Annotated in this window: 9 protein-coding genes; 4 read left to right on the top strand and 5 right to left on the bottom strand. The window is 62.7% G+C overall.

Annotated elements, in window-relative coordinates; translation table 11 throughout:
* Positions 1-109: 109 nt before the first annotated feature.
* Together BUA05_RS14830 and BUA05_RS01210 are read left to right on the top strand one after the other, a co-directional pair.
* Positions 110-1237, top strand: coding sequence for an RcnB family protein (locus tag BUA05_RS14830; protein WP_245790034.1), 1128 nt, complete (start codon positions 110-112; stop codon positions 1235-1237).
* Positions 1238-1307: 70 nt separating this feature from the next.
* A complete protein-coding gene (locus BUA05_RS01210; RefSeq protein ID WP_072672833.1) occupies positions 1308-1988 on the top strand; it encodes a prolyl hydroxylase family protein in 681 nt (226 codons plus the stop codon).
* A gap of 15 nt (positions 1989-2003) precedes the next feature.
* Here BUA05_RS01210 and BUA05_RS01205 read toward each other — a convergent pair whose 3' ends face one another.
* A complete protein-coding gene (locus BUA05_RS01205; RefSeq protein ID WP_178139124.1) occupies positions 2004-3623 on the bottom strand; it encodes a lysine--tRNA ligase in 1620 nt (539 codons plus the stop codon).
* Positions 3624-4037: 414 nt separating this feature from the next.
* Here BUA05_RS01205 and BUA05_RS01200 point away from each other — a divergent pair, with 414 nt between their 5' ends.
* Positions 4038-6677, top strand: coding sequence for an ATP-dependent DNA helicase (locus tag BUA05_RS01200; protein WP_245790038.1), 2640 nt, complete (start codon positions 4038-4040; stop codon positions 6675-6677).
* The gene (locus BUA05_RS01195; RefSeq protein ID WP_072672831.1) at positions 6674-7213 is read left to right on the top strand and encodes a SixA phosphatase family protein; all 540 of its coding nucleotides are present in this window, start codon (positions 6674-6676) and stop codon (positions 7211-7213) included. The genes BUA05_RS01200 and BUA05_RS01195 overlap by 4 nt, the downstream gene beginning before the upstream one ends.
* 24 nt (positions 7214-7237) lie before the next feature.
* Here the strand turns inward: BUA05_RS01195 and BUA05_RS01190 are convergent, their stop codons facing one another.
* From BUA05_RS01190 to BUA05_RS01175, 4 genes are all read right to left on the bottom strand, one after another.
* Complete coding sequence (locus BUA05_RS01190) at positions 7238-9334, bottom strand: M3 family metallopeptidase (protein ID WP_425429502.1); 2097 nt, start codon at positions 9332-9334, stop codon at positions 7238-7240.
* Between the two features lie 322 nt (positions 9335-9656).
* Positions 9657-13010, bottom strand: coding sequence for a TonB-dependent receptor domain-containing protein (locus BUA05_RS01185; protein ID WP_072672830.1), 3354 nt, complete (start codon positions 13008-13010; stop codon positions 9657-9659).
* A gap of 303 nt (positions 13011-13313) precedes the next feature.
* The gene (locus BUA05_RS01180; RefSeq protein ID WP_072672829.1) at positions 13314-14015 is read right to left on the bottom strand and encodes a hypothetical protein; all 702 of its coding nucleotides are present in this window, start codon (positions 14013-14015) and stop codon (positions 13314-13316) included.
* Positions 14016-14046: 31 nt separating this feature from the next.
* Positions 14047-15054, bottom strand: a complete 1008-nt coding sequence (locus BUA05_RS01175; protein ID WP_072672828.1) for a sterol desaturase family protein — start codon at positions 15052-15054, stop codon at positions 14047-14049.
* Positions 15055-15281 lie beyond the last annotated feature (227 nt).

Here is a 15281-nt window from a genome sequence, read left to right as displayed (position 1 = left end):
TATTTTTCTGAATGTCGGCGAAGCGGTTCATCCTTGCGACAGTTGCCAGAGCCTATCAGTGATTCATCAAATAGCCGCTTGTGGTGGGCGGGCGTCACTGGAGGCACTTATGTCCAAATCCCTGTTTGCCAGGGGCGGTGCGCTTTCGGCTCTCGCCCTTGCCCTGCTCCTTCCGACGATGCCGCTCGCAGCGCAGGAGCGCAATATGCGTCCGCAGTTTCAGGCAGAAAATCGCGGCGGCCCGCAGGCCCAGCGCCTTGAGCGCCGAGCCGGGCGTCCGGAGCGCGCCCGCCGTGCACCCGAGCGCGGTGGTTTCGGGTCAGGCGTGGTCCGCCGCGCCCAGCGTGCGGAGCGGACGCAGCGCACCGAACGCCGCAGCGAGGCGCGGGCCCCGCAGGTCGAGCGCCAGAGCGAGGCCCGCGTCCAGCGCAGGGATCGCCGCAATGAGGCGCGTGTCCAGCGGGTCGATCGGCGCAGCGAGTTCCGCGCTGATCGGGCCGATAACCGCGGCAATATTCGCGCCGAGCGGTTTGACCGGGGCGGACGCACTTCGGCCGCCGACCGGATCGACCGCCGAAGCGAAGCGCGTGCCGGTCGTATCGGCCAGCGCGGTGACATCCGCACCAACCGCAGCGAGAATCGCGGCAACATCCGCGCTGACCGCGCAGGTAATCGCAGCGATCGCGGCGCCATCAGGGTGGAGCAGCGCGGTAACGAGCGCTCCGGCCGGATCGACAGGCGTGAAAACTGGCGCGGCGATCGCGGTCAGAATTTCCGCGGCGACCGGGGCAACAACTGGCGCGGAGATCGCGGCGGCAATTTCCGCGGGGATCGGCGTGACGTGCGCCGTGACCGCAACAATTGGCGGCGCGATGACTGGCGCTGGAATTATCGCGGCTGGAATGGCTGGGACAATCGCGACTTCCGTCGCTGGAATCGTGGCTGGCGAGGCAATCGCAACTATGACTGGGTCGATTTCCGACGCGGCAACCGCTTTGCCTTCCGCCCCGGGCCGTATTTCGCCCCGTTCCGCGCGCACCGTTACAACAGACTGCAGACCGGATTCTTCCTCGACAGCCTGTTTTTCCAGCCGCGCTTCTTCATCAACGACCCCTGGGCGTTTCGTCTGCCGCCGGTCTATGGCCCCTATCGCTGGGTGCGCTATTATGACGATGTCATGCTGGTCGATATCTATACCGGCGAAGTGGTCGACGTGATCCACGACTTCTTCTGGTAGGCGGTCTGCCGTGCGGTGCAAAACGGGACTCCGGCTTGCACCGCGCGCGCCGCTTGCTAACAGTCTGGCCATGCACGCGCCTGAATCCGCCCCCGATAGTGTTCCCGATCAGCAGGCCCTCGCCCGCGTCGGGACCATGGTGCGCGAACGGCTGGCCGCCGATCCCAGCGTCTACCGGATCGAAAACGACCGGGTCGAACTGTTCGCGGTCGGGGATTTCCTGAGCCTTGCCGAATGCAAGACGCTGTGCACCATGATCGACGAGGTCGCGCGGCCTTCCTCGCTGCACGAGCTTGATTATGCTGCGGGCTTCCGCACATCCTATTCGGGCGATCTCGACCCGAGCGAAAGCTTTGTGAAGGGCATCTCGCGCCGGATTGACGACCTGATGGGGCTGGATCCGGCGATTGGTGAGGCGGTGCAGGGTCAACGCTACCTGCCTGGCCAGCAGTTCCAGCCGCATAATGACTGGTTCTACACCTCCGAGAAATACTGGAGCCTCGAAGAAGCGCGCGGCGGGCAGCGCAGCTGGACGGCGATGGCCTATCTCAATGAGGTTGACGCAGGCGGCGCCACGCACTTCACCGATCTTGGCTTCCAGATCGAACCCAAGCCCAGTGTGCTGCTGATCTGGAACAATGCCTTGCCCGATGGCCGCCCCAACGAAAGCACCATGCACGCCGGAATGCCGGTGCTGAAGGGCGCGAAATACGTCATCACCAAATGGTATCGCACCCGCCAGTGGCGCTAGGACAAGGTTTTCCTGTCAGGCCTTTGCCAGCGCCTCTGCGATCAGCTGGCGGGTGGGCGCAATGCCATACAGCGCGATGAAGCTGCCCATGCGCGGGCCTTGTTCGCTGCCCAGCAGGGTTTCGTAGAGCGCCTTGAACCAGTCCCGCAGGCTCTCGAACCCGAACGCTTCCTGCTTGCCGATTTCATAGACGATGGTCTGCAAGTCCTCGGCGCTGGTCGCCGGATCGGCGTCTGCCAAAGCAGCATCAAGCGCTTGCAAGGCCGCCGCCTCGCTGCCCGAAGGAGCGCGTTTGGCCAGCATGGGCGCGACAAAATCGCGGTTGTATGCCAGCGCCTTGCCCACCAGCACATCCAGCGCGGGGTGCGCTGCCGGATCGGCATTCTCGACATAATTGCCGAGGTATGACCACACCGCCTCGCGCGTCGCGCCCGCGCCCAGCACGCCGACCAGATTGAGCAGCAGGCTGAACGGCACAGGCAGCGTATCGCCTGCGCCCGGAGCCTCTGCGCCTTCGTGGCTTTGGTTGGCGCGGGCCAGATGCCACACCGGGTTGCCCAATTGCTTGTCGATGTCCTGTCCCGGCAAGGCGGCACGGAACTGCCAGTAGTCGTCAATCGCCTTGGGGATCACACCAGCATGCAATTGCTTTGCGCTGCGGGGATTGGCGAAGATGTAGTAGCTCAGCGATTCCTCGCTGCCATATGTGAGCCAGTCATCGATCGACAGGCCATTGCCCTTGGACTTGGAGATCTTCTCGCCCTTGGCATCGAGAAACAGTTCGTAGATCAGGCCTTCGGGCTTGTGGCCGCCCAGCACGCGGGCGATCTTGCCCGACTGGATGCCGCTGTCGGTCAGATCCTTGCCGTACATCTCGTAATCGACGCCCAATGCCACCCAGCGCATCGCCCAGTCGACCTTCCACTGGCACTTGGCCATCCCGCCCAATGCCGATTGTTCGACGACTGCGCCGTTTTCGTCGGTGAAGCGGATGATCCCGGCGGCAGCGTCCACCACGTCAATCGGCACCTGGAGCACGGCCCCTGTGGTTGGGCTGATCGGCATGACCGGCGAATAGGTCTGGCGCCGTTCCTCGCCCAGCGTCGGCAGCATGATATCCATGATCGCGCCGAAATTCGTCAGCACGCCCTTCAGCGCATCATCGAACTGGCCCGAATTGTAGCAATCGGAGGAACTGACGAATTCATATTCGAACCCGAAGCGATCCAGAAAATCGCGCAGCATCGCATTGTTGTGCGCGGCAAAGCTTTCGTAATCGGTGCCGAACGGGTTGGGAATGCGTGACAGCGGCTTGCCCATGTGCTGTGCCAGCATATCGCGGTTCGGCACATTGTCCGGCACCTTGCGCAAACCGTCCATGTCATCCGAAAACGCCACCAGCCGGGTCGCTGCGCCGCCGGTCAGCGCTTCATAGGCGCGGCGCACCAGCGTCGTCCGCAGCACTTCCTGAAAGGTGCCGATATGTGGCAGGCCCGACGGGCCATAGCCTGTTTCGAACAAGACGCCGCCGTCCTTGCCCTGCGGCAAGCGCTTGGCGAGGCGCTGCGCCTCCTGAAACGGCCAGGCCTTGGAGTTCTGCGCTGCGGCGATGAGGGCGTCTTGGGTTATCGTCATAGTTCGGCGGCTATTAGGGATGGCGGGGCGGCTTGCAAGCGGAATGGGGTGGGCGAAGCATACAAAGGTGACAGGGTGTATACTTGGCAGTCACACAACTTCTCATTTTTGATCAACGTATTATAATCCTGGGGTGATGATGGACGAATAGCGGGACGAGGCGCGAAACTTGGCTGCGGGTGCGGATCATACCGTCCGTCTACGTCGCCGGAGCAATGTAGAACAGCGCGCCGGGCAAAGGCGCGGGCATGCGCGTTTACAAGTCGCGCCGGCTCCCCCATCGTAGGTCGCGTGACTTCTCCCGAAGCCCTTCCCGACTCCGTCAGCCTGCCTGCGCTCCATGCGAGCCATGGCGGGCACTGGCTGCGCGGCGGTGGCGGCGCGACCTCGGCTGTGTCCAAAGGCGATGCGATCATGGCCGCCGCCGATACCCCGGTGCTACTGATCAACGCGCCGCTCGTGGCGAGCCGGCTGGGCTATCCCGATCTGTCCGGCCTCGATCTGCTGGAAGTCTTTGCCTTCGTGCACCCCGCGCGGTTCTGCGTGCCGACCCCGCGCGGGCTTGCCGAAGCGCTGGGCCTGCCGCTTCCCCAAGGCGACGAGGCGGTGCCCGAACTGCTTCAGCTTGCGGCAGGTGCGCTGATCGCGGCAGTGCAGGATCCCGAATGGTTCGAGCGCGAAGGGGCATGGAGCGCGCTGCAATCACTGGAACGGCTGCGCTGGCCGTGGGCGCAGGTGCTGAAGCCCCATATCGCCAAGCCGGAACGCGCCGAACGCTGGCTGTTTTCCCGCTTGCCCGAATGGGAGGAAGCCAATGAACGCCCCGCTCCGCGTTCCGTCGATCTGATGGATGAAGCAGTGCAGGCACAGCTTGCCCGCCTTACCGGCGAAGGTGCCGAGAGCCGCGAAGGCCAGCGCGCCTATGCACAGGACGTCGCCCGCATCTTCGCCCCGCGCCCGAAAGAGGCCAACCCGCATCTCGCCCTAGCACAGGCGGGAACGGGAATCGGCAAGACGCTGGGCTATCTTGCGCCCGCCTCGCTGTGGGCAGAGCAAAGCGGTGGAACGGTGTGGGTGTCGACCTTCACCAAGAACCTGCAACGCCAATTGCGCGCCGAAAGCCGGCGGGCATGGCCGGCCAGACGCGCCGACGGTACCCCCCCGGTGGTGGTGCGCAAGGGGCGGGAGAATTACCTGTGCCTGCTCAATCTGGAGGATGCGCTGCAAGGCGGGTTTGCCGGGCGCGCGGCAATTCTTGCGCAGTTGGTCGCACGCTGGGGCGCCTATACCCGCGATGGCGACATGGTGGGGGGCGACTTGCCCGGCTGGCTTGGCACCCTGTTCCGCAAGCGCGGGATCGCGGCGCTGACCGATCAGCGGGGCGAATGCATCTATGCCGGGTGCCCGCATTATCGCAAATGCTTCATCGAACGCGCGGCAAGGGACAGCGCGCAGGCCGATCTCGTCATCGCCAATCACGCGCTGGTGATGGTCAATGCGGCACGGGCAAGAGACCCCGCCCAGCGCCCGACCCGGCTGATCTTTGACGAAGGCCACCACGTGTTCGACGCGGCGGATTCGACCTTCGCCGCCACGCTTTCGGGACAGGAAGCGATCGAATTGCGGCGCTGGATCATCGGGCCGGAACGCGAGGCACGCGGGCGCAGGCGCGGTCTCGCCGCCAGACTTGCGGACGTGGCCAGTTACGATGAAGCCGGGGCCGAGGCGATTGCCGCCGCCTGCCGGGCCGGGCAGCAACTCCCTTCCGACGGCTGGCTCCAGCGGATCGCCGAAAATGCGCCCTTGGGCCCCGTGGAGGCGCTGCTGGCGGCCGCGCGCGCAGCGACCTATGCCCGCGACGAAAGCGGCGGGATTGATGCAGGCTATGGCATCGAGACTGAAGCTTCGGGGCTCCCCGGAGAAGTGATCGAGGCCGCCGGGGCCGCTACCGAAGCGCTGGCCAGCATCCGGGTGCCATTGATCCGGCTGGGCGGACGGCTGGAGGCGATCCTCGCCGATCCGCCCGACTGGCTCGACAGCCAGGGCCGCGCCCGGATCGAAGGCGCGCGGTTTGCGCTGGCGTGGCGGATCGATCTGATTGCGGCGTGGGAAGCCCTGCTTGTCCGGCTCGGCGGCCCGGTCGACCCCGAATTCGTCGACTGGCTCGCGGTCGACCGATCCGATGCGCGCGAATTCGATGTGGCGATCCACCGGCGCTGGCTTGACCCGATGAAGCCGTTTGCCCGCGTGGTGCTGGAACCCGCGCACGGCGTGCTGCTGACCAGCGCGACCCTGACTGACCGCAGCACCGAAGCCGCAACGGCTGATGCCCAGTGGGCCAGCGCGATTGCCCGATCAGGCGCGGCGCATATCGAAAGCACACCGCTGCTTTCGGCGGCGACCAGCCCGTTCGATTACGCCGCCCGCGCCGAGGTGCTGATCGTCACCGATATCGCCAAGGGTGATCTGCCCGCGCTGGCCGGGGCTTACGCGCGGCTGATCGAGGCGTCGGGCGGCGGCGTGCTCGGCCTGTTCACCGCGATCCGGCGTCTGCGCGCAGTCTATGGCCGCATTGCCGACCGGCTCGCCCGGGCAGGACTGCCGGTCTATGCCCAGCATGTTGATCCGATCGATACCGGCACGCTGGTGGATATTTTCCGCGATGATCCGCGTGCCAGCCTGCTTGGCACCGATGCCCTGCGCGACGGGGTGGACGTTCCAGGCCATTCCCTGCGCTGCGTGGTGCTGGAGCAGGTGCCCTGGCCCCGCCCCGACATTCTGCACAAGGCGCGCCGTCTGGCAGGTGGCGGGAGCCAGTATGATGATCGCATCATCCGCGCCAAGCTCGCCCAGGCTTTTGGGCGGCTGATCCGCAGCAAGGATGATGCGGGTCATTTCGTCGTCCTCTCCCCTGCTTTTCCCAGCCGGTTGCTGTCCGCCTTTCCGCCCGGCACTCCGGTTGTGCGCCTGACGCTCGAACAGGCTTTACAACGCGTCGCGGCTGGTGTTGGAGGCACGCAATCCCTCCCCGCGCAAGGAGCCTTGCTACCGTGAAAATCCTGGGTCTCCTGCGCCACGCCAAGTCCGACTGGGACGATACCAGCCAGCGTGATTTCGATCGGGGACTGAACGCCCGCGGGCGCAAGGGCGCACGCCTGATCGGCAAGCATATCCGCGCGCACGGCATCGCTTGGGACAAGCTGATCGCCAGCCCAGCGGTGCGGGTCAAGCTGACGCTTGAAGCCGCACTGCCCGAAATGAGCCCGGAATTCGACCAGAAGCTTTATCTGGCCAGCTATGACACCATCATCGAAACGATTGAGGCTCATGCCGAAAGCGGCGCGGAGGAGGCCGACGCAATTCTGATTTCAGGCCACAATCCCGGCCTGCAGGACGTGCTGCTGGAACTGGTCGCCCCGGGCAAGGAAAACGCCTTGTTCAAGGAGGCCGTGGTCAAGTTCCCGACCGCTGCCTATGCCGTGCTCGAATGCGACATCGAACATTGGTCGCAATTGAAGCGCTACTGCGCCGAGATGGTGCATTTCGCCCGCCCGCGCGATCTTGATCCGGAGCTGGGACCCGAAAACTAGTCCCAGCCCCGGCCCCGCGCCGGTTTAATCGCCTTCGCCCTCGGCCCCACCTCCGGCCAGCCCGCGCGCTTCCAGCATCGGCTGCACATCGGGCGCACGACCGGCGAAATTTTCGAACATTTCGAAATAGTCCATCGTTCCGCCGCGGCTGAGGACGGTGGCGCGATAGTGATCGCCGTTGGCGCGGGTCAGCCCGCCGTTTTCATGGAACCATTTGCGGCTGTCACGGTCGAGCATTTCAGTCCACAAATAGCTGTAATAGCCCGCCGAATAGCCCGCCGGATCGCTGAAGATGTGGTTGAAATAGGTCGAACGATAACGCGGCGGCACCAGATCGACTTCCAGCCCCAGCTCCTCCAGCGCCTTGCGTTCGAAGGCATCGACCTTTTCCGGCGTATCGATTGCGGCGGCGGCTTCCGGCGTCAGCGCGGCCCATTTCATGTCGAGCAGCGCAGCGGCCACCACTTCGCCGAAATCATAGCCCTGGTTGAACTTTGACGCAGCTTCGATCTTTTCGACCATCGCCATCGGGATGGTCTCGCCGGTCTTGTAGTGCCTCGCATAGTTCTGCAGCACAGCGGGATCGGTCGCCCACATCTCATTGACCTGGCTGGGATATTCCACGAAGTCGCGCGCCGTCGCGGTGCCGGAAAGGCTTTCGAACTTCTGGTCGGCAAATAAGCCATGCAGCGCGTGGCCGAATTCGTGGAAGGTGGTGTTCACATCATCAAAGCTGACCAGTTGCACCTCGCCCGGCGCGGCCTTGGGAATGTTGAGCACGTTGTAGATCACCGGCTTGGTGCCCCACATGTCGCTCTGATCGACAAAGTTGCTCATCCACGCGCCGCCACGCTTTGACGGGCGCTGAAACGGATCGAAATAGAACAGGCCAAGCTCCGATCCGTCGGCATCGAACACGGTATAGACCCACACATCGGGGTGATAGACGGGGATGTCGCTGCGGCGCTCGAAAGAAAGGCCGTAAAGCTTGTTGGCGGCATGGAACACGCCATCCTCCAGCACCTTGTCGAGCTGAAAATACTGCATCACCGCATCTTCATCGAGGTCGTAGCGTTCGGCCTTGATGCGATTGGCGTAGCGATACCAGTCCCACGGCCTGACCGCATAATCACCGCCGTCCTCTGCAATCGCAGCTGTCAGCATGGCTGCCTCGCGCCGCTGGGTTTCAGCAAGCGAGGGAACCATCTGCTGCATGAAATTCAGCGCGGTTTCCGGCTTCCTGGCCATCCGGTCATACATCGCGTAGCTGGCCCAGTCCGGCTGACCGAACAACGCCGCCTTTGCACTGCGCAGGGCCGCGATCCGGGCGGCCAGCATGCGCGTGTCATATTGCGGGTCAACCCCGTCGGCGCGGTTATAGCTGAGCTTGAACAGCGCCTCGCGGGTGGTGCGGTTTTCAAGGGCAGGCAGCAGCGGCTGCTGGGTCGTGTTCTGCAGCGCGATGGCATATTTGCCGGGGAAGCCCTTTTGCGCGGCAAGATCGGCGGCGGCCTTGACATCGGCATCGGACAGCCCCGCCAGTTCAGCGGCGGTATCAACGATCAGCGGCTGCCCGTTGGTGGCGGCCCGTACCCTCTGGCTGAATTCGGTGGTGAGCGTCGACAATTCGCCGTTGATCGCCTTCACCTGCTCACGCTCGGCCTCGGTCAGCAGCGCCCCGGCATGAACCATCTGGTCATACCGTTCTTCAAGCAACCGGGTTTCCTCGACCGACAGGCCCAGGCTTTCGCGACTGTCATACACCGCCTTGACCCGCGCAAACAGCGCCGGATCGAGATCGATCGAATCCGCATGGGCCGAAAGTTTCGGGCTGATTTCGGTGTCGATCGCGTCCAGCCCGTCGGTGGTGTTAGCGCCGGTCAGGGCAAAGAATACCCGCGCGACCCGGCCCAGCATCCGGCCTGTTTTTTCAAGCGCAACAATGGTGTTTTCAAATGTCGGGCCTTGCGGATTGGCGATGATCGCGGCGACTTCGGCCTTCTCGATTGCCATGCCCTGCTCGAAGGCGGGGATATAGTCATCTTCGCTGATCTTCGTGAAATCGGGCGCGAGGAACGGCAGGTCGCTGTCGGCAGCGAAATAGCCGGTGCCTTGCGCCATCGCCGCGCTTTGCGCGTGGGCAGGTTCGGCCCAGACGCCGCCCGAAAGGGTGGTCAATCCCGCCAACAGCGCGGCGGCCGAGACGGAGGACAGAACGGGGGCAGGCTTGCGGGTTTTCATGAAGGCATTCTTTCTCTGTTCAAACCGGGCCGCCGGATCAGGGCAGCTTCGCGGCAGGTCATGCATGGCCGCGTTTGAACAGGGAATGAGCGGGAATTGCAACACGGCAATCCGGCGCAAGTGCGCACAGTCGGCCGCGGGCAGTCCCCGGCCGGGGCCTGTCCACGCGAGAAGACAGGCAATCCGGCCGGGGGAGGCGCTGTTACAATGTCCAGCGCACACCCAGGAAGAACGAACGGCCAATCGGGCTGGCCGGATAGGCGCGTTCGGTGATGAACGGCTTCACGTCGGACAGATTGTTGATCCCGCCGAACACCTCGAGCCCGAGATCGGGGAAGCTGTGGTTCGCCCCGATATTGTGGGTCCAGGTCTCGCCGGTCAGGCCTGCCGGGCCAAACTGAGCGGCGAGGGTCTCGATCTCCACCCCTCGCAGGCCCATCGAGCCAAGATAGGTGACGGTGTAATTGAGATTGAAATCGCCGATACCGTAGGTCGCCGTGGCCCGGCCCGACCATTCAGGCCGCTGAATTTCACCCAATTCGGGATCGATCCGGGTCGAATCGGTCGGATCGAAGAAGAAATCGATCTTGTCGACCCACGATGCCGTCGCGCTCAGGCCAAGACGGTGATTGCCGATATTGGTCCGATAGGACAGCGAGGCATCGACCCCGGCGGTTTCGATCCGCACGAAGTTGATGGTCGTCAGGTTGAGCGAGTTGAACCCGAGGAACTGCGCCGAGGTCGCATCGCGGTTGCGGGTGAAGCTGCCGCAGAAATCATTCGGGAAGGCGGTGCTATCATAGCAGTTGTCGACCACGTCCTGCGCCGCGATCGTGCTGATCGCATCCTCGATCCCGATGTTGTAATAATCTGCCGTGAACGCGAGGCCGGGGATGAAGCGCGGCTGCAACACCACGCCCACGGTATAGGTGTCAGCCGTTTCCTCGCGCAGGTCGGTATTGCCTGAAATCGTCCCGGCAAAACGCGCGCTGAGCGGATCGGAGAACCCTTCGGGAATGCCGTCCGCTCGGCAATTGGCGATGCGGTTCGCAATATTGGCGAACCCGTCAGCCTGCAGCCGGTCGATCTCGGTCTGGTCGCACGGATCGAACGGACGGAAGAACGCGGCCTGCGCCGGCGCGAAGAGTTCCGAGATATTCGGCGCGCGCACCGCCCGCGAATAGGTGCCGCGGATGCGCAGATCCTCGATCGGCGACCAGAAGCCATTCACCGCGTAGGTGAAGACCGATCCGATCGTGCTGTAGTCTGAGAAACGCCCGGCCAGTTCAAGCCGCAACTCGTTGATCAAGGGCACATCCTGGATCAGCGTGGTGCCGATTTCGCCGAAAATATCGACGACGTCATATTTGCCGCCCGAATTCTGGAAGAAGCCATCCGGCGGGGTGCCGAGCGAGGTCTGCGAGAAGCCTTGCCCGTTGAAGCCCGGCGCATCGCCGACAAACTGGCCCGCGGTGCCATCCGCCGTGGTGACCGGCAGAATGCCGCGCACCAGTGGATCGAAACCGGAACGACTTTTTTCCTCGCGATATTCGGCGCCGAACGCGAACTGGATGTTGTCATAGGGCAGATTGAAGAAGGCCGAAGTGTCCCCGCTGACCAGCGCGTGAATCTCGAACAGCTCGGTGCGGAAGGTGTTGACGGTGGTGGTGGTGATGAAATTCACCGCTTCCGGGCTGATCGAACCCACCCCGAAAAGATTGGCCGGGCTGCACTGGCCCTGTCCCGGAACGAAGGTGAGATAGCCAAACTCGCCAGTCGGGATGCCAAACGGCGTGGAGGGCGAGCGCACCGTCGGATCAAGCTCGCTGCGGCACACGGGATTGCCCTGCGCATCGCTAGTCACATCGATCGCGGCGAGGAACCGGTCATACAGCACGTTATTGCGGTTGATCGACTTGAGGTCGTAGCGGCCCCAGTTGGCCGAGACATCAAAGTCGATCTCGTCCGAAAGGGAACCCTTCAATCCGCCAACGAAACGGAACGTCTCGGAGATGTTGGTATCGATATTGGCACCAAGATCGGTCGGGTCGCGGGTGATGAACAGACCGCCCGAAGCATCGGAAATCGGCCGCAGCACATCAGGGATGAAGGGGTTGTCCGGAGCGATGGTCAGCAAGTCGTAGAATGAGTTCTGGTTGCTCCCGAAGGTGGTTTCTTGGCGGAAATATTTGCCTTCGAAATAGGCGTTGAGATTGTCGTTGATGTCGAAATCGCTCAGCAGGTTGATGCCGTAACGGTCGGTCTGAGGGATCAGGAAGCCATTATTGTCGAAGATGACCCCGTCGCCGCCGAACGAATTGAAGTTGCTGGCGATAAGGCCGTCATCGATCACTTCAATGCCGGTTTCCGTCGCAATGTAGCATCCGCCGACCGCGCCGAAGCCATTGTAATCGAACAGGCCGTTGAAGCCGACGAAGCTCTCGGTGCAATCGCTTTGGCCGTTGCCGTCGATGTCGGAGAAGGGATCGGCAAAATTGCCCGGAATGATGATCCCGCCCGCCGAAGTGATCGAGAACTGGTATTGCGATCCGATCAGGCGGGTGGGGGCTGCCAGCGCACGGTCGATCAGCGCCTGTTCGGATCCTGTAGGCGTCGTTCCGGTGGGGAAGATCGCATTGAAGCGCGAGCTGCCCGGGGTCGGGATGACAAAGCCATAGGGAAAGAATCCGTTGCCGACATTGAAGAAATTGCTGAAATTAGGGGTGTCCGTCCCCAGGTCGCCGCGCTGGAACCGCAATGCGGGGTTGGGCCCGTTGGAAGCGATGTTACCATCGCGGAACTGCGCCCGGTCGCCAAAGCGCAAGCCATCATCGCGGCTGTATTCGCCCACCAGAGTGACATTGCCGCGGCCATCGGCGAAGTTCTTGCCGAACTTCACATAGCTATCGAAATTGAGCCCGTCGCCATTGTCGGACAAGCTGCCGGTCAAGCCCAGCTCAAGCCCGTCGAATTCGCGATCGAGGATGAAGTTCACCACGCCGGTAACCGCGTCCGCGCCATAGATCGCCGAGGCGCCGCCGGTGAGGACTTCGACTTCCTTGATCAGCGAGGCGGGAATGGTGTTGATATCGACCACCGATGTCTCGGCCACGCCCGCAACATGGCGGCGTCCGTTGACCAGCACCAGCGTGCGTTCCGCGCCCAGACCGCGCAGGTTGAGCGTCGCCGTGCCGATTGCTCCGCCTGAATCATTTTCGCCCGGAGCAACCGACTGCGCCGAACTGATCGAGGCCGAAAGCGCCGGGATGGTGCGCAGGGCATCGGCAACTTCCTGCTCACCGCGGAAAGCCTCGGAGGAGATGCTGACGACTGGCGAAGGGGAATCAAGGTTGGAATCACGGCGCAGGCGCGATCCGGTGACGACAATCGCTTCTTCATCGGGGCCATCGACCGCGTCCTCGGCCGCCGCACTGGACGCCAGGATTGCGGCTGTCACATCATCATCCGCACTCGCCGGCGCAAGGCCTACAACACCAGACAGCAGCGTGGTCGAAAGCAAGGCGCGCCGGATCAATACGTTCTTGGAAATGTTCATCAATGCCCCCGAAAAGTGGGTGAATACAGCCCTCCCCTTTTATCAGCGGCCCCACGTCTTTAATCGCGCAGGTTCCCAGAAAACAAATGCACGGTTCCCCTGATGTGCAATGCCTCTTTCACGTTGATGCGACTTTCATGTTTTTCCTGCTATGCGCCATTTGACTTATGACTATAACGGCCTTCATCGCCTCGAATCCCATAGGGATTGATGACGAGAATCATTTATATTTCATAAGCCAATCAGATACTGGAGATCTTCACAGGGCGGCACTATTTGCCAGCCCGCTTCACAGCCGGATCGCTAACGCGCGTCGCCCTGCGTGAAGTTGGCTCCCAAGGCGACCATCTCTTCGCCATCGGCTACTGCCGATTCGTCCGGCCTTCTGGCGAGCGCGGCGCGCAAGGTCCGTTTGAGCAGCCACGGTTCAAGCACGCGGCCGACCAGATAGATCACGAAAAACAGGCCCGCCAGCACATAGGCACGCGTAGGAGAGAACTTCTCCTTCTTCTTGCCCTTGTCCTTTTCCTTCTTTTTCGCCGGATCTTCAGGCTCAGGAGCGCCAAGCAGCTTGTCGAGCGGATGGAGCTCGGCTTTGACCTTGGGCTTTTCCTCTTTCTTCTTATCCGGCTGCGCGGCCTCGGTGTTGGCCTGTTCCCAGCCGTTGATCGTCACCATCGCCTGCGCAAAACCGAGAAACAGCAAGGGTGCGAGAAAGACCAGCAGCAGTGCAGCGCTCGACACGTTGAAGGACAATAACGACCTGCCATTGTCCTGTTGGCTGATCCGCAGCGTGCCGCTGGTGAAAGTGGCAAGCTTGTCCTGCGCAGCGGGATTGCGCTTGGAATAGGCCAAGGTGTCGCCATCGACCGCATAGTCGGTTCCGGGCGCCTGGAGCAAAGGCTCGATCCGGGCAAAGGCCTCGTCCGGGCTCAGCGCCTCGTCAAGCGGGAGCTCGCCTCTGGCCCGCCAGATCCGGTCGATATAGGGGAAATGAAGGTTCACGCGTCGCTTGCCTGCCGGAGGAGGGAGACCCTCACTCCGCCGGTTCCGCCTCGCGCACGACACCTTCGGGCAATTCGACCCCGCCGCGCATCCACGCCCTGATCGACTTGTAACCTTCGACAAACGGGAAGACCATAGTTTCGCGGATATCCATCCGGCGGCCGCCTTCCATGCCCAACAGCTCAGCCTCGCCATCGACACAGGTGCCGAAAATGCGATCCCAGATGATCCACGTGCCCGAATAATTGCTGCGGGTCGCCTCGTAGTCCTGCGAATGGTGGACGCTGTGATGTTCGGTGGTGTTGAAGATGAACCGCCACCAGCGCGGCGTGTTGAAACGCACGTTGATGTGCTGGTAGGTTCCCACCGCCATGCCGAACGCGCCGGCCAGCAGGAAGGCGCGCGGCAGGAAGTCGAAGAACCCGCCGATCCCAAGCCCGATCAGGAACAGTTCCACCGGATTGCCGACCGCGCCCTTGTTGATGTTGAGCTGGGTGATGTAGTGGTGCGGTGCGTGGGTCAGCCACAGCGGATACCAGTTGTGCATTCCGCGGTGCATCCAGTACTGGCCGAAATCGAAGATCATCGAGATCAGCACCGCCTGCATCAGCAGCGGCAGACCGGTGAACCACGAAAATTTGCTCCAGTCGAACGCGCCCTGGACTGCGGCGATGATCACGCCGTCGCCGATATAGGCATCGACCATCCTGAGCAGCGTATAGCCCATGCCGACATAGAACACGTCGGTCGCGAATTCTTTCCAGGTCAGCTGCCAGCTGCGATAGCGCGGGTTGACCCATTCCAGCCCCAGCAGCAGGACCTTGAAACACAGCCCGATGGCGATCCCGATCGAGGCCAGCGCCCATTCGTTGGGCGCATAGTACCAGAAGGCAATCAGGCCAAACAGCACCGCCGGCTGGAAGTGGGTGAACACAAACTGCTTGATCGGCCCGCCTTCGACCCGGCCGATGTTTTCCCAGCCGACCGTAACGGGGGAATCAGCCCCGATGATCCGATTTCCGACTTGCACTCCGGGCATTGCGCACTCCGATCATTGGTTCACGTCTGTTGTCTTGCCCCGGTATCGAGGCTCAACCGGGTACGACGTCCCCGGCTGCTATTGCTTCAGCGGTCATGACCACCCGTCGCCCCAGCCACGCCGCATTCCTGAAGCTGCTGTTCGTGCCTCGCGTTGCCCCGATGTGATTGTTTCGGTCGATTGGCCGAACCGTCAAAAAAGCGTCAATTGCCGACACTTTGTTGCAT

The sequence above is a fragment of the Erythrobacter sanguineus genome (assembly GCF_900143235.1).
Classification (GTDB): Bacteria; Pseudomonadota; Alphaproteobacteria; order Sphingomonadales; family Sphingomonadaceae; genus Erythrobacter; species Erythrobacter sanguineus.
Note: the sequence above shows the minus strand (reverse complement) of the source record. Positions and strands in the feature narration are given on the sequence as shown.